Source organism: Paraglaciecola sp. 2405UD69-4, from assembly GCF_047525415.1.
Lineage (GTDB): Bacteria > Pseudomonadota > Gammaproteobacteria > Enterobacterales > Alteromonadaceae > Paraglaciecola.
Genome location: NZ_JBLIXM010000002.1, coordinates 1,176,306 through 1,196,588 on the forward strand (window position 1 = coordinate 1,176,306; position 20,283 = coordinate 1,196,588).

Sequence of the window (20,283 nt, forward strand, 5' to 3'; positions counted from 1 at the left end):
TTATTCGATATTTAAAAGCACTGCAGCTACGTCAAATGCAACATTATCCCAAGAAAAAAACTTACCACTCTCATATCTTCTAGCATTTTTATGTTCTACTGGCAACGTTGTTAACTGTTTAAAAGACTTATCCCAAGTATTGAAATTAGCCGCCTGTTCGACATTAACCCCCGCATCAAATCTAGTAACAAAACGGTGAGACGGAGCAGGTAAGTGTGCAATTATATTCAGTCCATAAGTTAGATAATAAGGTACTTTAGAATTGTCTAATACCCAGTCAGGATTCCATGTGTAATCAATACCTACAGATACCTTATCCATCAAAGACTCTTCTTTACCGGGAGGAAGAAAATGGTAAATTAGGTTATCTGGACAGGCGGTTCCATAGATACGTTTAACTAAAGCGGCAAAAACATCATTTCTTTCCTCTTCATCATAATCCTTCATAACCACATACTTACCTTCACTATTTTTAATTCGTGAAGTAACTACATGAAAGTTTTTATCTACGTTGTTTTCTGCAAGCTTAGCCATTAAGTTTAGGAATTTTAAATTATGAATATGGCCTACAAATATAGCATCACCATTTGATTCAAGTGCATTTGGCTCCTTATCAACTTGACCAGTTGTCATTATTGATGAGGGTATAGTAGGATAATCAGCATTCCAGGCACACAAATACCGAGGTGTAACAAATAACGCGTGTTTAATTTGGGATGAAAATTCGATTGGTAAAAGTTCAGGTCTGTTATGGTAACACTGTGCTAAAACTATTTTAGCATTTCTAATATCTAGTACCCAAGGATGCTGCGCTATAGTTTCGTGAATTCGTGTTCCACAGACAATAACGATACAATCATTTTCACTAGCTTTTTTAATAAATTCTTGGCTATCAACTATTAACCTGTCCCCAAATTCTTGTTGAATAGGTTCATCTATGTCGCAGCCTGCGCCTACAAAAAGTTGAGTATTAAAACCATATCTTCCAAGTCTTTCAAATAAAGCCCAAGAACGCATTGGGTTACCTAATAAAGTATGTTGAGGTTTCCCTTTTAATTCGGATATTCTAAGTCCGACTATTATTACGTTTTTGCTCAAAATGCTCTCCTTTAATGAATATTAATTAAAAATTATAAAACACAGAAATCACTTTTCACTATGATCTCGTTTTAAGTCAGTCAACCACGTATCAAATTCTTTAAGTTGAATTTCCGAAAAGTAATTTTTATAATCTCCAATTATTCCTTTTCTATAAAAGTCTCCTCCAGCACTTTTAAACGCATCCATCCACTTATCTGTATGGAATTTACGGTTATTTTTTATATTGTTTAAATGTGCAACTTTATCACAAGAAAAATTCGTACCATCTAAAAACACTCTTATCTTGTTAATCTCGTTATTGTAATCATTTTTCAAATTTGCGTAATCTATTATATGAACATTAGGAGTGTGTTGTTTTACTTTCATCCAAAATGCATTGTAATTGTGAGCCTCTATAAGAAATTTCTTGGCATTTGCAGTAAAAAACTCCGAGAAATCACCAGAAACTCTCCCAGAAGCTATTTCATGATAGAACCTTGATACAATTAAATCCCTGTAGTCTCTGACCATTATAAAATAGCGAATATTACTTTTCGCCAACAAAGAGACTAAAGAGCCCTCATTACTGTAAAAATGTACTTTTTCCAAAACGTCAAATCGCCCTGCCAGCTTAGACAAACTAATCGCGTTATTAAGTTTTTTAAAATTCTCCAAACTGCCAAACTGAATAGGTAATTTGAAATACTCTTTTTCGGTATCAATTTCCTTAAGCTCTTCGGTATCTCTCATTAAATGAAAATTCGACGTTCCAACATTCAAAATATTTTGGAGCCAAGTTCCTCCAGTTTTATACCCGCTTACATTTAAGATAATCATACGTTCACTTATTTTTTATTTGTATTGTTAAGCTTTTCATTTGCTTCACTAAGTTGTGCTTCAAGCGTCTTTATATACTCTATTAACACGCTATTAATGCTGCCATTCTTTAAAGAGTGTGCTAGCTGTCTAGCCATATCATCAACTTTCTTCTCAATATTATTCATTTTTACACCTGTAACTTTAAAATGGACTACTTGTTAATCAATGTACTTAATTAAAACCTTAGCATTATCTGCATATACAACTACCTTAGAGATTCCGGCGTATTGTTTCAAAATTAATTTTAATGAAGCAATACCTTTTGCGTTATTGGGGAGGAATATCACTCCACTTTCCGATACTAACTTGGCATTAGCTTCAGAACAGTCCGTTAGTTCGGCATATTTGACATTCATTTGAGATGATAACCAGTCACAAAATGGAAGCTGGTAGCATTCAATTATATCTGAGCTGACAAAAATTTTTTCTTTTAGATATGCAACTGTTTGGTTGTTAGATTTGCAACAAACGGCCTCCAATAAAGACTCATAGTACTTTGCCTGCTCTGTATAAACCCAGCTATGTATATGATTATGAGCAGCGGATACAAAATTATTATTTTCGTGAATCATATAATCTATTTGTAGACTCTTGTTTAAGCAGTATTTTGCATACATCAGATCGAGCAAGTACTGCTTAAAGCTCAATCCTTTATCAATTGATTTCGGCGACTTTTCAATATCCAATTCAACTTCAACTGTAGATTTTCTAAAGACATTAAGACATCCATTTTTTGTTAGGTCTATGACTTCTCGTCCATCCCTATTAAAACGTTCATTAGCTATTGTATAGGATACCATACAGCTATCCAGTTTTGGAAAATGCCATTGACGCCCCTTACCAAAATAACTGGCATGGAAATGATTTGGGTCGTCGTCGTCATGATCAATTGAATTGTTATCAATTTTAGAGCCTTTGGGAATAGAATATGAAAAATCCAGCCCAACAATAAACACTCTTTTAAAACCCATATAATAAGCAAGTTGTAAATTTAAATAGGTTACTGTTTGCCCTGTATATACGCCTCTAGTAATGTCTTCACTAAACTCCGGATTCTCGTGACTTATCTTAGACTTCCAGTAACAATCCCAAATAGTCGGAAGATAGTAGGTTTTATTAACATCTCCAAATTTCTCCCTGTACTTGTTGGGAAAAAACTTCACGCCACTTTTCATGCTTACAATGTTGTCTAAGTTATCATCTATTACATGATTATCTTCTACAGTAAAAAAATCTGGTTTAAAATCGAGTTGCTCTTGGAGAATAAAAGTTGAGTTAACGCAAAAAGTAGGCATTCCTGCGAACAAGCCTAAATTTGTATCTTTTAGAGAAGGTCCATTACATACGATTAAACAATCCTGTCCTTCGTAAATATTTCGAAATTTCTTCAATTGAGAAAAATAAACTTGTGGGAGATCCTTTTTTGGGTCTGGTAAAGAATTACTAAATGAAATTTCTTTATTTACTTTTTTAGATGCTTTTGAATTTTGGATAAATTGCTCTAGATTAGGCAATACCTTAAATAAATCACACTCCAACTTATCACCAATTTCATCAACTTTCCCTAGTTGAATCATTCCTCGCCTCATACCAACAAGCGCAGCAACTAATTCAGGCAACGCTTTTGTCGTATCTTTTTCGCTAAAAAAGCGTACAAGACTTTGATGTATCAACTTCACTAACCCATTTTCAACGCCAAGTTTATCAAAAAGTATGACTCTAGCCCGATATTCGTTAGAAAAAAAGTCGAACTTTGACCCCACTTTCTTCCTTTCTAAATGGCGATTATCTGTCCCATGAAAAAGAGCGATTTCTGTCGAAATATAATTACTTTTGCCCATTTTCATTAGACGTATAGAATATTCAGAATCTTCAAAAAAATAGGGAGAAAAACGCTCATCTAACAAACCTGCTTCTTTCATATTGGCCGTTGAAATAATTTGCAAACAACCAGGAACATTTGATACTTCAAATAAGTCTTGAGATATTAAGTCTGTGTTAGATGGCGCATGAGCTAAAAATGGAAAGTATGTTTGCTTCTCTTGTCGAAATGTTTGATATAAATCGGTTCTTTCGATGTAAGCATCTTGATAACTTTTATCTATTCCAATATGCCACAGAATAGTATCCAACTTCTTTTTGTTATTATTAATGAATTGCTTAATATCATCAGTAAACAAATTGTAATTAATAGAAGATAGGTAGCCGGGAAATCCGAGAAAATTATCACTGATAAAATTTTTAACTTTTTGTTTTTTATAGTCTAAAATTACGGCACCTAGAATACCTACATTTTTCGAGTCGTAATTTACAACAAGTTCTTCTTTAATTATTTTATTGAAATCATTTGGGACAATAACATCGTTATCAAGCGTTACTACGTACTCAAACGAATACGATGTTGACAAAGCTTTGGAGTATAATAAGTTGCGACCTCCTGCAACTCCTAGATTAGCAGTAGACTCCCAAACATGGACGCCTGAGTGCTTTTCTAAATGAACTTTTAGTGAATGCTCTTTGAACCCATTAAACAAAATAAAGATTGAATCATCACTACTCAATTGTTGAATAAGTGGGCTAACAGTCATTTTTAAAACATCTGTTTCATGACCCATTGCCAAAATACAATAAACCACCCCCTTTCCGCTTGAGTTGGATTCAATATATTCAACCGGATGAGGTTTTTCCTCTGATAATATTTTAGTAACCTTATCAAAAGTAACTTTGGAATTTTCAGAAAGTAGGTTCCTATCCACCGTCGATAAAAGTTTACTAGCGGCTTTGTACTGACTTTTTATAGTTAACTTAAGAACTGTGTTAAGTTTTTCGAACTCATTTTTATTCATATATTTACAACCAATATTTTAAGTTTAACCAGGGTCACTCAAACACCCTTGAATTCCACCTGATGCACTGATACACGCACCATGCACAAAATTAGCCTTGTCTGAACATAAAAATAAAGCTAATTCTGCTACTTCTTTAGGGGATGCTATTCTTGCTATCGGATGGAAAAGCTCCAGTGCTTTGTAACCTTGCACATTGCCAGCGAAACCAGCTTTTAACATATCAGTACCAACCGCTGCTGGCTCTATGGCATTTACTCTTACTGTACTACCTAAATCGATTGCCAAATTTCGCGTTAAAGAGCTTAAGCCAGCTTTAGTTGTTGCATAAGCCACAAAGCTCTTTTTCGTTTGTGTTGCGTGGATGCTACTCATATTTACAACTGCGCCCGCGTTTTTTATTAAATCATCTAAAAACGTTTGAACCATAAAAAATGGCGCAGATAAATTGACATCAAAACTGTTTTGCCATTGCGATCGACTGATAGTTTGGCAATCACTTAAAATTTGTATAGCGGCATTATTAATTAATGCAGAAATTCCAACGCCATTACTAATCTCAGTTACTTGAGCCAAAAAGTCCGAGGCATAAATTTCGTCTGATACAATTTTTTGCAGATCAATTTGTAAAAATATGACTTCTTCATTAGTGATATTAGTTCGATGAGATATATCGGTCGCTATTACACGATAACCATTACCGACAAACTCATCGACTAGAGCTTTACCTATGCCGCCATTCGCACCAGTAATAAGCGCCCAGGGTTTATCCTTAATTGTCATTTAAAAACCTGGCGATCTTACTAATTGCGTCTGAAGTTGCTCGACGTACGCCTTCCTTAGTATTTGAGCCATTGTGCGTACCAAAAATACATTGCGGCATGTCTCTTAGTGGGGATGCTTTAGGTAACGGTTCTTCTTCAAAAACGTCAAGTGCTGCAGCTGAAACATGACCAGATTGTAAAGCTGCGATAAGAGCAGGTTCATCTATTAATGGTCCTCGGGCTACGTTAACCACTTTACAGCCCTCTTTTAACTTAGCGATTGTCTCAGCATTGAGCATATGAAAGTTATGCTTATTTAATGCACAAGTGAAAATAAGAAAATCAAGCTCTTCTAAACCTTCAGGAAATACTTTTCGTGTGACAAAGTCAAACCCTTGATTTCCTTCAACACCTGGATCGTAAACAACAACATTTACGTCGAAACCTGACAAGCGTTTAACCGTATTTAAGCCAATATCACCAAAGCCAACTACCCCAACGGTTTTACCTGCAACACTCATTCCTGGAGGCTTAGGCCATGCGAAATTACTACGTATTTCTCTATCAATATAAAAGGTTTCACGGGCTAGTCCCAGCATAAAGCCGATGGCTAGATCGGCCACTTCACCACCAAACATATTCGGTGTATTCGTAATAGGAATTCCTAACTCTTTACAGGCGACAAAATCAACATTATCGACTCCAATTCCCCATTTAACCGCTGCTTTTAATTGGCCGCTTTTTGCTGCTCGAAAGACCTTCTCTGTCGCAGGATCATCGCCAATAATCCAACCATCATATGATGGTAATTGAGCGATTAATTCTCCTTCACTTAATATTTGAGTTGTTTTAGCTGCAACCAGCTCAACACCTAATTCTTTTGCCGGAGCATAAAACTCTTCAATCATGCCCAACATTGGTGGGCAAGTAACTAATACTTTTTTCATAAATCCTCTTATTTTGATCAGGGTTTGATCAATCCCTTTTGAATAAAATAATGTGTCGTCACTATCGCTCTATCCCAATCGTCAGGCGTATCTATATCTGAAGATTCCATAGCGGGCGTTTCCAACATCATGGGTTTTTTACCTATACGAGCTTGAGTTTTGGCAAAACTGTCACGGGTAAAAATATAAAGATTTGAATTCTCTTCGTACCAAGGTTCTAAGTTTTGAGTGGGAATCAAATTATCTGGATCATGATTTATAGGTGAACAATCTTCCCGATAAAATCGAGTTTGTATTTTATTCACAGTAAACAATGAATCTACATCTCTCTCATTTTGCGCATTAGAAAACTCACTAATCGCTTTGCTTATTGTCACCGGACTAAGGAGCGGATTGGTTGTATGCGTCATTAAATACATATCCGCTTCAATGTTGGCAATATCATCTGCCAAAACTAAATTCATTGATACATCATCACCACATATTTCATCTTTCCGGTCACGAATAAGGATGCGGTTTGTATCAACCAATCCATTTTCAGCTAAAATATCCCGCGCATCAGTATTAATAATAATCTGATCAATTTCTTCAACAGCTAAAAGGCTATCAAGTATCCAACGAAACAGCGGTTTACCGCAAAACTCCTTGAAATTTTTTCCTTTAACCCGCGAACTATTTGCCTTCATAGGCAACAGTGCGACAATTTTTTTAGTCATGATAAAACTCTTTCTCAACGTCTTTAGGATAAAAATAATGAAACTTTTGTTTTGCTGAAAGCTTCCGCATCTCGTGGTTTCCTTTGTAAGTGCCCCAATAGTGATTGTATCGAAACAGCACAATTTCAACACATCGCTTTAGAAACAATTTTTCGCGAATAGCTGCTGCAAAATCTGACATCACGCCAGAAATTAGAAAGCGTAAAAAGTCAGTAAATGAAAAATGAACTTCAGGCATAATCTTTTGCAAAGCATAAGCTTCTCTTTCATAGCGCGTCCGAAGTTTGCTCCAAGGTTCATCGTGTATATGATAAACAGGAGCACTGGATACATAACCAATTTTCACACCGGACTCTACAAGTTGCTTGGCCAAATACATATCTTCTAAGCCCGTAAGCTCTTCATTAAAACCAAATTTTTCCCAGGATTCACGAGAAACAGCAGCATTAGCATTATTACAAAAGAAACCTTCTTGGGGAATTTTGGAATACTCAGGGAACCATTTATCAAAATGTTTTGTTTCTGAATATTTAGTCGTGTCTCTACCCATTTGTCGACCGTAGGTATAAACCGCAACTTGTTCAACTATTGGCCGGCACAATTCGTCTAGCCAATCAACACTTGCGGGAATACAATGCCCGCTTACAAAGACGAGTATATCGCCTTTAGCGAATTCACACCCTATGTTAAGGGATCGACCAAAGGTAAACTCTGATTGTTTGATATGAGTTATTCTACAGTTGTGTTTTTCGGCTATTTCAAGCGTGTTATCTGTTGAGCCAGAGTCCACAATAACAACTTCATTTTCAACGACATTTGTATTTTGTTTGCTTATTTCACTAAGTAACTCATCAAGATAACGTGCTTCGTTGAATGTTCTTATGACTACCGTTGCTAACTTTTTCACGCTGTCATCCTAAACTTGGGAAGCGATTTTCCCTTTACCGAAAGTCGGTGCATTAAAACCTCACCAGAATCAGGGTACTGAACAAGGTGTTCACCTGATAACCCCTCCGTAGCGGTTGTAATTAATAAGCAGTCCATATTCGCCCCCCCAAAAGCACAAGAAGTAGGTTGCAATGCCTTTAGCTGGATTTTATCCAGTAACTCTCCACCGGCGGAATATTTATGAATAGCTGCTCCCCCCCATATTGCTAACCATATATTCCCTTTTTCATCAATTGCACCGCCATCAGGAGTGCAGTCTGTATCAGACAAATCCAACCAAATAGTTCGATTGACCCAATCCAACTTTCCATTTGCTGCTAGACTAACCTTATAGGTTTTTTGTAGTAAAGAATCTGAAATTAAAATTGAAGAATCATCTAACCAAATGAAAGAATTGGGAATACCAATGGGGGCATTTTGCGCAACTAACTTCATACTCTCATCTAAAGAGTATACCTCACCGTTCAAACCTGTAGGACTTTTTTCCATCGTGCCAAACCAATACTTGCCATCTGGGCCTACAGTGCCGTCGTTACATCGAAATAAGTTTGAATGAGGGAGTGTAATTTGTTTATCGATTCTATTTGAAGATAAATTAATTTTGAAAATACAATCTTCACCAGTGGCTAGAATAAAGTTATCGCTGGATAGAAATAAATTAGACACCATTTGTGGAACGTTTTTTTTACTAAATTTATTTTCATCAACTAAGAGGCTATCAGATGATTGATAAATATGCTTATCCTGAATATCCGTCCACATCCACTTGTTTGTAGAATCATGCCATACAGGTGATTCTGAAAGATAAAACTTTGTCATTATTCTTTTTAATTTCTCTTATTTTAGGAAACCTGCTGGCAATTTAGCTTTAATTATGTCTTGTCTGTTTGCTTTAAATAACGAATTAAAAGAAAATAGATTTATAATCAACTTTTTCAAAAATATCACAATTCCCATTTACTGTAGCATCAAATATACGTCTATTGTTTTCTCCGTACACTTGCCTCGCAATCTCATATGAGCGTTCTGAATTTTCTAAATCGGGATTGTCCCATTTACTACCTTTGGCAAAATAATCTGGACTAAAGTGATTAGGATCACTCTGTGTCATAACACTTTCAGCATTTGGCGCACCATTATATTCAAAACGGTGATCCATACCAATGATAAATATATCTTTAAAACCCAAATAATATGCAACTTGCAAAGCAGCATAGGTAACCGTCCACCCTTCTTCCATTCCTTGTAACAGATCAGTACTGAATCGTGCAGGTGGATTATTAGTCTTAATTACATGTGTTAAACAATCCTTTTGAAATAAATCTGTGCATCTATTACTCAGGAACTTGTGACATGTCAGTCGATTAATTTCCTGATGAGATTGTTCTAATACTTTTTTATTAACCGCCACATAATAGTTTGAATAGAAATTAAACTTTTTAAATCCAAGATAAATTTTATTTAAACCGATCGTTTTTTCTCTTTTTAAAAAAGAAAGGTCCATTTGATTTAAAGATGGACCGTTGCATATAATTATTGCCCGCTCTCCAAAATGACGATTTTTTAAATACTCCAGCAAAAATGGTCCTTCCTTTATTATTTTTCGGGCTAGAAATACTATACAGACTCAAAGCTAAATCCATGTAGAAATCCAGAGCATTAGAACTCAACGCAATAAGTTAATTAAATCCTACAATTTGATTTTCTCATTATTTATCTAATGATTAACTAGCCATCTAATCAACGAATCGAACAATAAATTTTTGTAAGTTAAATTATCGTTCTCCTTCATCTCCGGTTCAATTTTAATATTTTTTAAACTCAATTTTGTATTGACTGTGTAATTTGCTCCTAACCTATCGGCTTCTCGCGTTAGCCAACAGCGACCTGCAATGACAAAAGGAACATTAAAATAAGCCAACATCCATACAAGGCCAGAACTTTTATTTTCATATACTAGAGTGTCATAAGTACACACTACTTGTTTAATATTCCTCAAAACATATGCCATTTCTTGATTGGACCAAAACCCGTGATGTATTATCAAGCGAGGTTCTTTGTTTGCCCAACTTTGTAATATTTTTAACGTATTATTAAGCTCGGGGTAATCCCAAGCCAAAGTATATTGGATTAAAAAGAATGTGTCGTCAGGTGTATTTGACAGACTTTTTGCAAGCAACTCAGGTAAACGATTAAAACCTTTGTCCACTTTTGCGTCTCCTGCATAAAGTAAAACTGTATTGTCTGGTAATGTTAACTGAACAGAAAGGAGATGGTTTCGCGAGATAGAATCCCAAGCCATTAAGTAACAGGGATGTACTGAAATAGATTTGCAATCTAACAATCTTTGATATTCATAACAAAGTTCATATTCACTGCAGTACAATGTAAGGTTAGTTACTGACATCAAACCGTTAAAACCCAATCGATACCAAATTTTTTTATTTGAAGAATTGTGTAAATCAGTTGCGCTATACATACCACAACAGACTAATTTCAATTTTGAGTTTTCAATATGCGACCGATGCAGGTTAATCGCTAAATTTAACGCCCATGCATGCTCCCAGTTTAAACACGGAAAAAATAAAACAATATTTTCCCCATTCTTATTAATCTGATCGCATGCGTTCAAAAGCACAATTTCGTATTCTTTGCAAAGTTTACGCACATAACTTTGTAAACCAGCAGGCCCAAGCACAGCGCCATCATGAAAGTGTTTATAGAATAAGGTTTCAAAAAACAATGTTATCGCTATACCCGCATTTTCAAGTTTAACTTTTAAATTGTGATCAAGAAGTTGATGACTAAACGCCAGAACACTTACGTTGCTTTCATTAACAATCGAACCTTGACACTGATACTGGCACAAAGATTCAGCCAACGCGGCATGGTGTCCCCCTGCTTCCATCAGCCCTGGGTCAACTACCCATATTGATAGGGGTTTTATAAGTGACAAACCAGACTTCTATTATTCACTGATCCAGCTTATCCAATTTATCTGCGCTTGGTCATCAATATCTTGAATTGTTTCGATTAGATCCGGCAAAGCACCAATAAATCCTTGTAATAGAGCACGATGTTCGATGTCAAGTGTTTCATCTGAAATAAGCATTTCTACATCACTGAGGTCAATCAAAACTCGTGGCCCATAATCATCTTCAGCGAAATAGTCACTATTTGCCAAAGGGACTAGCTCATCTCCGGTACGCAACTCTAACGCTACCTTTGCTTGACCATTTTCAAAGTTAATATCTTCCACTCTCACCTTTAACTTTAATTTATTATCATCCATTGCATAGTCAAATATCAGATGTTGATAACCACCTAAATCGACGAATTCTGCAAACTGAAATTGATCCTTAAGTTGTTTTTCTACTTTTGCTTCGATGTGTTCTTTACTATCCGATGGTGCCGGTTCAGCAAACGATTCAGTCAAAGAGCCAACCTTCATCCAATCGAGCCTATCTCTGCTTAGTACAGTTCCCTGATCTGTTATTGCTTGAATAAAGTTATTAATATTTTTTATCAAATGTCGAATCAGCTGTTTATCCCGCTTTGACACTTTGTCTGTTAAAGAGACATTCAAAGAATCACCTAGTAAATTAATATTCACTTGGAACTTGTAACCAAAATTATCTTTTATTTCTGGAGGCCAAGCTTGAAGAGGTGCATAACCAGAAGCCAGTTCGCGTAACTCAAGGGTAATTTGATCTGTAAACAGAATTTCATCTTTGTCTCCTGTAGCCGCAAATTTGACGTCAAATTCAGGAAAATATTGATCATTTATTAACAATTTTTCAAATTTAAACCACAAATGTTCATAGCCTTCAGTGCGCAACTCCTCTATCAATAAAACATGGTCAAAGCTCAACCAAACCGGAAGTGACCCAATCTGATTTTTTAATTCAATTGCATTAAGACGCCAGTCTCTAAGTTCCCCCTCAAGCATTTCCTTACTGATAATAAGATCATCAGTTTGCATTGCGTCATATAACAATGAAGCGATACTTATAATTGCTAATCTATCGCTGGCATTTAAACTTTGATCGATTATATGTTGGCGTGCTAGCTGATTCTCACTGGGGTTAGGAATGTAGGTTATATAATTACCATAATCATCATTTAATTCGTCGATCCAAGTTAAATCAAAGTTACCATCTACCGGCCTAAATTCAATGCCAAGTCTACCGTCTACTTCTAAAAGTTTACAATAAACGGACTCGAAAACTCTACCATCGGCAATGGCGACTTGATTCAACTTCAATTGAATATCTCGGTATCCTTCGGTGCTATAACCCGCTAATATTTCAGCTTGTTTAACCGAACATTTGTCATATACTTTTTGGACAGGTTTATAGCTATATTCACCGATAGACATTTCAGCCGAATCCTTTTCTTGTAATTTTTGGAAGTAGTACTCAAGTTCTTCTTGAAGTTGACTAATTTGTAAAATATTTAATTTATTTTCTGCAGCTAAATCTCGAATCTTTTCTTTTTCAATATTTTGACTTTCTGATTCTGGATTTGTTGAAGCAATTTGTAACGAGAGCTTAGCTATGTCATTTTTCAAATTTTTTTCAGTCATTGCAAAACTTTCTTTTTGCTTTATTAATTTTTTATCAAGCTGTTGAAGATTCTGCCTATCACTTTCCAATGTTTTGTAGCTCATCTCCAACTCTTCTTCAAGTTGATTAATTTGCAATACTTGAAGTTCGCAATTCTTATTTGTATCAGCCACTCTAGTAATTAATTTATCTCTTTCGGAATTAAGTTCTGATATATTTTTGAATAATCCACCAATATTAGTTTGTAAAACCTGTTTTTGTTGAAGTAAATCTATACATTGTAATTGCATTCCATTTTGCTCTTTCTCAATTTTTTCTAACTTAGCTTCCTGCTTTTTTAGTATACTTCGGTGTTCTTCAATTGCATTAAACGCTAATGAGGACAAAGCTTCGTATTGTGAACTAGTACTAACAGCAATTTGCTCTAGTGAAGGTAGATTTTTTCTGGCTTCTTCGTAGAATGCGAATAAATTAACGTCTTCCTTTATCAGCATTGCTGCCAATAATTTGTCTTGAGAAACAGGTATTATTCTTTGTCTTATTTTAACATCTGATTGCATAAATGCCGAAACAAGCGATTGAGATTTATTATTTTTTTCAAACGCTTCTTGGCAATTGAGTAACAAGCAATTACTTTTATGCTTCCGATAAATTTCAAATAAACTTTTTAACTCTTTTTTCCAGCTATGAAAAGCAAGCAAACAGTCATTTTCAGTCATTAAATCTTCGGCTAGCCCATTTGCGATCGAACGGACAGGGTCAGAATATAGAACTAAAGATTTAACTGATTCGTTTTTTAATAAGCTGCCAAGAATAGTTGAGCAATCAGGTAAATACACTATTTGCGGTAGCACAGAATCAAGTTGCTCAGTGATTTCCTTAATTTTAGCATTTATAGTTTTCTTGCCATATAGATAACTTAGAGCTTCCAGTTCTGACTGGATTTCGGCTGAAACGACCGGAAAAGGAATCTCCATGGCATCAATGTATTTCATCCAATTACTGTGAGTTATTCCCGTTACAACCAAAAGTTTCATTTATACTCCACTTTTCTCAACATTTACGCTTCTAGACGTTAGTAAATTTGAGACCGTTATGTAAGTTATGTTTATATCCAAAAAATAAAATTTGGATTCTACAGTGTTATGTGACTTTTAAGCAATGGCAAACCTAAGCTGATGCTCAAATGCTAAACTTTCGAAATATCACTTAACAATGGTTTCCACCATTTTTCGTTTTCTAAATACCATTTAATGGTTTTTGCAATGCCGCTTGCGAAAGATTCAACAGGTTCATACTTGAGTTCATTATTCGTTTTTGTCGCATCAATAGCATAGCGTCTATCATGCCCAGCCCTGTCGGTAACATAAGTAACTAACGCTTCGGCTTTGCCTTCAACAGCTCTTGTTGCCATAGGATACTTTACTGTTAAATCAGGATTATTGGCGAATGCCTGATTCATTTTGTCACAGACCAGTTTAACTATATCAATATTAGCCCATTCGTTGTGGCCGCCAATATTGTAATTTTCGCCTATGCGCCCCTTTTTAAGCACAAGTTCAATGCCTCTAGCATGATCTTCAACATATAACCAATCACGAATTTGTTGCCCATCACCATACACCGGTAAAGGTTTATCATTCAAAATATTGGTAATGATCAGCGGTATCAGTTTTTCTGGGAAGTGGTAAGGACCATAATTGTTTGAGCAATTACTGGTGGTTACCTCTAAACCATAGGTGTGATGGTAAGCTCTCACTAAGTGATCACTGGCCGCCTTACTCGCTGAATAGGGTGAATTAGGAGCATATGGCGTATCTTCGGTAAAAGCCGGATCATTTGGCTCAAGTGTGCCATACACTTCATCAGTACTGACGTGATGGAAACGATGTAGTAAAGGTTCCTGCCCTTCAGCTTTGGGAAGGTCTATCCACACCTTTTTAGCTGCTTTAAGCAAACTATAAGTACCAATAATATTGGTTTCAATAAAGGCATCTGGCCCGGTTATAGAGCGGTCAACATGAGATTCTGCGGCAAAATGCACGATGGTATCAATTTGATGTTCTTGTAACAGTGACTCTACTAAACTTGTGTCACAAATATCGCCTTTTACAAATTCAAAGAACTCGTTTGCTTCAACTGAAGCTAGATTTGCAAGATTACCAGCGTAAGTCAGCGCATCTAAAACCACTACTTTATCGTTAGGGTTATTTTGCATCCAATACAGAACGAAATTCGCACCGATAAATCCGGCACCGCCGGTCACAAGTAACACTTTATTTTTAGTCATTTTTAATATCTTTTATTCATTTAGTTGAAGCTATTTGATGCATAACTTCACTCAATTCGACCCGCCAATGTTTGGGTTGAAGTCCGTTAAAAGCCATCTTAAGGGAGGCTTTATCTAATACACTATAGCTTGGTCTTTTCGCTGGTGTTGGATACGCTGAGGTTGGAATTGGCTTAACCGGAATGGATTTATCTAATAGTCCGTACTTAATACCTAACTCTTGAGTTGCCAGTGCAAAATCGTACCAACTACATACACCTGCATCAGTAAAATGATGGTATCCGGTTACGTTATTTTTCACTGCATATAAACACGCTTTAGCCAGCGCGGCGGCAGATGTCGGTGAGCCTATTTGATCATCAATAATGCCAAGCTCGGGCTTTTCAGCCATCAATTTCAACATTGTTTTCACAAAGTTATTGCCAAATTGTGAGTACACCCAACTAGTTCTAATAATGCAGCTCTGACTCGGTGCGAATTGCTGAACAGCCTTTTCCCCTGCCGCTTTACTCGCACCGTAAACGCCGATAGGCGCATGCACATCATCAACCTGATAAGGTGAACCTTTATCACCAGAAAACACATAATCGGTAGATACATGCACTAATGGCACAGAATTTTGATTTGCGTACTTGGCTAAATTCTCCACAGCCGTAGCATTGATCTCAAAAGCCTGCTCTTGTTCAGATTCGGCTTTATCTACTGCGGTGTAAGCAGATGCATTGATAATACCCATTACATTATATTGGCTGAGTACTGAGCTAACATTTTCCGCGCTGATTATATCGATATCGCGGCGGCCTAAACAAAGCACACTATTATCTAAAAACTTTAATTCTTGGGCTAATTGACCGCTTTTGCCGATTACAATGATTGTCATTTAAAAATCATCCATTAATCTATAACGCATTATTTAAAAGCTGGCGCTGAAGTAAAATCCAGACCATCTTCATCTTTTGCTGACAAACTCGGTGCTTCACCATTAAGTAAAGGCCAATTGATACCAATAGTAGGATCATCATAGCGGATGGATACTTCCGACTCCGGGTGGTAATAGTCGGTACAGCGATAACAAAACTCGGCGAAATCTGAGGTCACATAAAACCCATGGGCAAAACCTGCAGGCACCCACAATTGACGTTTATTTTCAGCCGACAACAGCATGCCAACACACTTGCCAAAAGTTGCTGATGATTTACGCATATCTACCGCCACATCATATACTTCACCACTGGTAACCCTGACTAACTTACCTTGAGTATGTTCTAATTGGTAATGTAACCCTCGAAGAATACCGTGCTTGGATTTACTGTGATTGTCTTGTATAAATTCAACGTCGGCGACATATTTTTTGAACCAGTCTTGGCGAAAGGTTTCCATGAAATAACCACGTTCGTCACCGAAGACTCTAGGTTCAATTACTTTCACATCAGGGATGCTGGTTTCAACTACTTTCATTAGGATTTTACTTTTTCGGTTAACAATCTAGATAAGTATTTGCCGTAGCCACTTTTTAAAAGTGGCTTAGCTAATTTTTTCAGCTGAGCGGCATCAATAAAACCTTTACGATAGGCAATTTCTTCAGGACAACAAATTTTTAAACCTTGTCGCTTTTCAATAGCGGCAATGAAATTAGATGCATCCAACAAACTGTCAATGGTGCCTGTGTCCAACCAAGCAGACCCCCTTCCCATTAGCTCCACTCTTAAGTTACCTTGTTCTAAATAAAGATTATTCAAATCGGTAATTTCCAATTCACCACGGTGTGAAGGTTTAACTTGTTTAGCCAGTTCAACCACTTGGTTATCGTAGAAATACAAGCCAGTCACTGCATAGTTTGATTTAGGTTTTTTCGGTTTTTCTTCAATCGACAGTGCTTTCCATTCATCATCAAAATCCACCACACCATAACGTTCAGGATCGGTTACGTGGTAACCAAATACGGTGGCACCAGAGGTCTGTTTATTTGCATTAGTCAAAGAGAGTTGTAGATCATGCCCGTAATAAAGATTATCGCCTAATACAAGCGTACAGTGGTCATCACCGATAAATTCTTCTCCCAATAAAAATGCTTGAGCAAGACCATCAGGAGAAGGTTGTGCAACATAACTAAAGTTAAGTCCCCAGGCTTCACCTGTGCCTAACAATGATTCGAAGCGTGGCAACTCTTCCGGAGTTGAAATGATCAAAATGTCTTTGATACCAGCTAACATCAATGTAGATATAGGATAGTAAATCATCGGCTTATCATAAACCGGCATAAGTTGTTTACTGATTACTGAAGTTAGCGGATGGAGGCGTGTACCAGATCCACCAGCTAAAACAATTCCTTTTCTATTCATAAATAACCTTTATTAATTCTATTTATCTTAGCTCATTTACGGTAGCTGAAATAATCTTTCCAATTGTAAATAACATCAGAAGAACGGCTAAAAATAACATTAAATTGTAAATAACTTCTGGGTATTTAGCTTCTTCAGGTAATGTCGACGTTTCAACAGTGACTAAATACTTTAACTGTCTATATGCTTCAATACGAGATTTTTCCAACGAAACTTGAGATGAAGTATAAGCTGTTAAGGCAAGCTCAAGGTTAATCTTCAAATCACTAAATTTCGCAAGTATCTGGCCAACAGATTGATTATCGAGATCGTTATTTTTTGATCCACGACTTAATCTTGCTCGTTGTGCTACAAGCTCCCCTTCGAGGCTATTAAGTTCAGCCCTGAGTTGCATCACTTGTGGAGCTTTCTCACTCATACCGCTTAGTAAAGCTGACAACTTAGCTTGTGTACTTGCAATTTGCCCTTCAAGTTGATAGGTGATTTGTTGGAATGCTAACCCTTCGGCTTCTGGATCTAAGAGATCATGAGTTCTTTGAAATGCAAGTAATTCACCTTTAGCTTTTTGTAATCGTTGCTCAACCATTAAATGTTCGTTCTGTACAAAAGCCAATTGCTCTTTTGCCAGTACATGGCCAATCTCATTAATATACCATTCAGCTTTATTTACGATAGTTTTAGCGAGTTGTTGTGAAAATATTGGTTCAAAGCCCTGTACTGAAATAGTAATAAGACCTGAAGCATCGTCACTTTCAACCTCAACCATTGAGCTAAAGTATTTATGCAAGTCCTCCCTTGTTGCATCACTTTTTAAACGACTGAAAAAATCCCACGCTGAATCACTATAATGTGTCCGGATATCTAATTCAGTTTCCAAATATTCAATCATGTCTGTAGATTCGATAAAAGCTTTTACAAGTTCGTTGTCATTAGCGGTGGGTGTACCGCCAAAACCAGACAAAATAGCCATAGCAGGATCTAAAGTATTCATACCGTCTGGTTGTTTAATGATAACCTGAGTTCTACTTTCGAATCTGTCACTCGCCCAAATTATTTGGTAAAAAGCAAAAAGAACAAAAGGTATCAAAACAAACAGTGTAAACGGCTTCAACAACTCCTTCCAATTAGCAGCTTTTGCAGACACTCTTAGTTTATCTACTGCCAATTTTGCGCCCTCTTTTACTTTGTCCCCAGTCGATGAATTAGATGAATGCAATGCCATTAATTCTGGATGCTCAATTAACATAAGTTGTTTTAAATGACTTAACTGTTTGTTGGACTCAGCCCCCGGCAGCAAATTTTTCACCCGTTGCATTAACCTGTATGCTAGAGCAATATCCGATTGGACCAACTCATCTACTTTTTTATTGAGTATTTCGGCATCATTCCACTGTTTTTCAGAATATTGCTTTCTCAAAGCGAGAAACCTTTCCTCTACATCTTGTATTGTTTTATCTGTCATTATTATAAAGCTCGATATGCTTCGACCCCTTGCTCAAGATCGTTATAAAAGGTTAAATTGCCCTTGTCCAAAACAATAGTACTGTCGCAAAATTGCCTAATCTCATCCATATCATGGCTAACCATAATAACATTCGCGTTTTCACTTCGCTCTAATAAAGCCTCTTTCGCCTTTCTGCGAAATTTCGCGTCGCCGACAGAAGTGACTTCGTCGATGAGGTACACATCAAAATCAATGGCAATTGAGCAAGCAAAAGCTAAACGAGGTTTCATTCCACTGGAATAGAACCTGACTGGTAAGTCATATTTTTTGCCTAACTCAGCGAATTTTTGTACTCGTTGTTCGTAAGCATCTAGATCTACCACACCATTGATTCGTCCTATGAAGCGGGTATTCTCTCGCCCAGTCATATGCGGGTGGATACCACTAGACAGAGCGACAGGCCAGGATAAATTTAAGTCAGTAACAATACGCCCCCGATTCGGGTATTCACTACCAGCTAGTAAGCGAAATAGAGTTGACTTACCGGCACCATTAGCTCCTAAAATTCCGATGTTATGATTAGAAGGGATCTCAAAGCTGATATCGTTAAAGATATACTGGTTTCCAATTTTGGAAGGGTAATACTTAGTTAACTTATCTAGTTTTATCATCGACTAATCGCCTGTCGCCACTGAGTGTAATAGATAGATAAAGATAAAAATGTTGTAACTAGAATAGTTCCAAGTAAGAAAGTCAAGCTTACCCCTTCATGCCCATATTCAGAATAAGCTGAATACCTAGCCAATTCGATGGCATGTAAAATAGGATTCCAATTTAAGTAATGCCAATATTCCTTTGGTATATCTTGCAAAGAAAAAAAAGTTCCCGAGATAAAAAACAAAGGACGTGTAACTAAACTGACTACCTTATTTACTTCAGGCACGAATAAAGCAAAAATTCCAAACGCTAGTCCCAGCATAACTGCAAACCACGAAAGAGAAAAAGTACAAATAATTAGTAAAAGGGGGTTAGAAATTTGTATTTCCATCTCTAAAAAATACATCACCAAAAAAATGCCAATTATTACAAATATTTTAACCAAAATTTCAAACATAGCTGTGGCTATTACAGCACTAATTGGTTGTACTTGACGAAAAGCAAACAGGGATTTATTTTTTTTAATAGCAGAAGAGCAATTATTAAACGCTTGTAAAAACATTTGAATAAAAACTAAGCCATAGGCCATAAACACAAAAGTAGGTACACCATGAGTATCCCCCCCATCCATTCGGCCACGAATAAATGATAAAACAAAAATAAACGCAATTGGCTGGACTACAGCCCACCCTAAACCAAACTTATCATTAAACCCCGTGCGTATTTCGCGAGCAAATAGAGCAAATATGACGTCTCGCCATATCTGCCACTTGTTACGTTTAATAACCGTAGTCATAGATTAGAT

Annotated in this window: 19 protein-coding genes; all 19 read right to left on the bottom strand. The window is 36.5% G+C overall.

Annotation, left to right across the window (positions count from 1 at the left end; all coding sequences use genetic code 11):
- Positions 1-1,098, bottom strand: coding sequence for a hypothetical protein (locus tag ACMUMK_RS11730; protein WP_414701295.1), 1,098 nt, complete (start codon positions 1,096-1,098; stop codon positions 1-3).
- Between the two features lie 48 nt (positions 1,099-1,146).
- Complete coding sequence (locus tag ACMUMK_RS11735; protein WP_414701296.1) at positions 1,147-1,917, bottom strand: sulfotransferase domain-containing protein; 771 nt, start codon at positions 1,915-1,917, stop codon at positions 1,147-1,149.
- Between the two features lie 8 nt (positions 1,918-1,925).
- Positions 1,926-2,084, bottom strand: a complete 159-nt coding sequence (locus tag ACMUMK_RS11740) for a hypothetical protein (RefSeq protein ID WP_414701297.1) — start codon at positions 2,082-2,084, stop codon at positions 1,926-1,928.
- A 33-nt stretch (positions 2,085-2,117) separates the two neighbouring features.
- The gene (locus ACMUMK_RS11745; RefSeq protein ID WP_414701298.1) at positions 2,118-4,805 is read right to left on the bottom strand and encodes a 6-hydroxymethylpterin diphosphokinase MptE-like protein; all 2,688 of its coding nucleotides are present in this window, start codon (positions 4,803-4,805) and stop codon (positions 2,118-2,120) included.
- 24 nt (positions 4,806-4,829) lie between these two features.
- The gene (locus tag ACMUMK_RS11750) at positions 4,830-5,588 is read right to left on the bottom strand and encodes an SDR family oxidoreductase (protein ID WP_414701299.1); all 759 of its coding nucleotides are present in this window, start codon (positions 5,586-5,588) and stop codon (positions 4,830-4,832) included.
- Positions 5,578-6,516, bottom strand: coding sequence for a phosphoglycerate dehydrogenase (locus ACMUMK_RS11755; RefSeq protein ID WP_414701300.1), 939 nt, complete (start codon positions 6,514-6,516; stop codon positions 5,578-5,580). Before ACMUMK_RS11755 ends, ACMUMK_RS11750 begins: the two co-directional genes overlap by 11 nt.
- A gap of 17 nt (positions 6,517-6,533) precedes the next feature.
- Entirely contained in the window at positions 6,534-7,232 is a 699-nt protein-coding gene (locus tag ACMUMK_RS11760; RefSeq protein ID WP_414701301.1) for an acylneuraminate cytidylyltransferase family protein, read from the bottom strand.
- Positions 7,225-8,139, bottom strand: coding sequence for a glycosyltransferase (locus ACMUMK_RS11765; protein ID WP_414701302.1), 915 nt, complete (start codon positions 8,137-8,139; stop codon positions 7,225-7,227). The genes ACMUMK_RS11760 and ACMUMK_RS11765 overlap by 8 nt, the downstream gene beginning before the upstream one ends.
- Positions 8,136-8,999, bottom strand: a complete 864-nt coding sequence (locus tag ACMUMK_RS11770; protein ID WP_414701303.1) for an SMP-30/gluconolactonase/LRE family protein — start codon at positions 8,997-8,999, stop codon at positions 8,136-8,138. The genes ACMUMK_RS11765 and ACMUMK_RS11770 overlap by 4 nt, the downstream gene beginning before the upstream one ends.
- 85 nt (positions 9,000-9,084) lie before the next feature.
- On the bottom strand, positions 9,085-9,759 hold the full coding sequence (locus ACMUMK_RS11775) for a 6-hydroxymethylpterin diphosphokinase MptE-like protein (RefSeq protein WP_414701304.1): 675 nt from the start codon (positions 9,757-9,759) through the stop codon (positions 9,085-9,087).
- A 138-nt stretch (positions 9,760-9,897) separates the two neighbouring features.
- Positions 9,898-11,136 carry a hypothetical protein gene (locus ACMUMK_RS11780; RefSeq protein WP_414701305.1) on the bottom strand — a complete coding sequence of 413 codons (1,239 nt, stop codon included), beginning with the start codon at positions 11,134-11,136 and terminating at the stop codon, positions 9,898-9,900.
- Between the two features lie 12 nt (positions 11,137-11,148).
- Entirely contained in the window at positions 11,149-13,782 is a 2,634-nt protein-coding gene (locus ACMUMK_RS11785; protein ID WP_414701306.1) for a hypothetical protein, read from the bottom strand.
- Between the two features lie 152 nt (positions 13,783-13,934).
- The gene (rfbB, locus tag ACMUMK_RS11790; RefSeq protein WP_414701307.1) at positions 13,935-15,035 is read right to left on the bottom strand and encodes a dTDP-glucose 4,6-dehydratase; all 1,101 of its coding nucleotides are present in this window, start codon (positions 15,033-15,035) and stop codon (positions 13,935-13,937) included.
- A gap of 16 nt (positions 15,036-15,051) precedes the next feature.
- A complete protein-coding gene (gene rfbD / locus ACMUMK_RS11795) occupies positions 15,052-15,915 on the bottom strand; it encodes a dTDP-4-dehydrorhamnose reductase (protein WP_414701308.1) in 864 nt (287 codons plus the stop codon).
- A gap of 29 nt (positions 15,916-15,944) precedes the next feature.
- Positions 15,945-16,493 carry a dTDP-4-dehydrorhamnose 3,5-epimerase gene (rfbC, locus tag ACMUMK_RS11800; RefSeq protein ID WP_414701309.1) on the bottom strand — a complete coding sequence of 183 codons (549 nt, stop codon included), beginning with the start codon at positions 16,491-16,493 and terminating at the stop codon, positions 15,945-15,947.
- Positions 16,493-17,377, bottom strand: coding sequence for a glucose-1-phosphate thymidylyltransferase RfbA (gene rfbA / locus ACMUMK_RS11805; RefSeq protein ID WP_414701310.1), 885 nt, complete (start codon positions 17,375-17,377; stop codon positions 16,493-16,495). Before rfbA ends, rfbC begins: the two co-directional genes overlap by 1 nt.
- Positions 17,378-17,399: 22 nt before the next feature.
- Positions 17,400-18,839, bottom strand: a complete 1,440-nt coding sequence (locus ACMUMK_RS11810; RefSeq protein ID WP_414701311.1) for a lipopolysaccharide biosynthesis protein — start codon at positions 18,837-18,839, stop codon at positions 17,400-17,402.
- A gap of 2 nt (positions 18,840-18,841) precedes the next feature.
- Positions 18,842-19,492 carry an ABC transporter ATP-binding protein gene (locus tag ACMUMK_RS11815; RefSeq protein ID WP_414701312.1) on the bottom strand — a complete coding sequence of 217 codons (651 nt, stop codon included), beginning with the start codon at positions 19,490-19,492 and terminating at the stop codon, positions 18,842-18,844.
- Entirely contained in the window at positions 19,489-20,274 is a 786-nt protein-coding gene (locus ACMUMK_RS11820) for an ABC transporter permease (protein ID WP_414701313.1), read from the bottom strand. Before ACMUMK_RS11820 ends, ACMUMK_RS11815 begins: the two co-directional genes overlap by 4 nt.
- Positions 20,275-20,283: the final 9 nt, after the last annotated feature.